This is a genomic window from Paratractidigestivibacter sp. (assembly GCF_052362415.1).
Taxonomy (GTDB): domain Bacteria; phylum Actinomycetota; class Coriobacteriia; order Coriobacteriales; family Atopobiaceae; genus Paratractidigestivibacter.
In genome coordinates this window covers 1,645-2,029 of the sequence record NZ_DAWEMK010000189.1, presented here as the reverse complement: position 1 = coordinate 2,029, position 385 = coordinate 1,645, and the positions used below count along the sequence as shown (strand labels likewise).

Here is a 385-nt window from a genome sequence, read left to right as displayed (position 1 = left end):
CCTTTGCCTCCGGGACGTTCAGGCACGGGCGCCCGCCGGCGGGAAGGATGCCCTTCTGGGCCAGGCTGTTCGCCATTCTCGCCACGCGAGGGCTGTCGACGCCCATTTGGCGCAGCTCACGGGCGTGGGCGAACACCTCGTGCGGCTCGCCGTCGAAGGCGAGCCGGCCCTCGCTCATCACGAGCACGCGCTCGCAGTACTTGCACAGCAGGGCGACCTTTTGCTCGATGACGACGACGGTGATGCCCGCGAGCTCGTTGACGCGGCGGAGCGTCTCGAAGACGAGCGTGGAGCTCGCGGGGTCGAGCGCGGCCGTCGGCTCGTCGAGCACGAGGACGCGCGGCGCGAGCGCGAGGATCGCGGCGATGGCGACCTTCTGCTTCTG

Annotated in this window: 1 pseudogene; it reads right to left on the bottom strand. The window is 70.4% G+C overall.

Features of this window, described 5'->3' with window-relative positions:
* Positions 1 to 385: pseudogene (locus tag ACT84W_RS10770) on the bottom strand (ABC transporter ATP-binding protein); the annotation flags it as partial.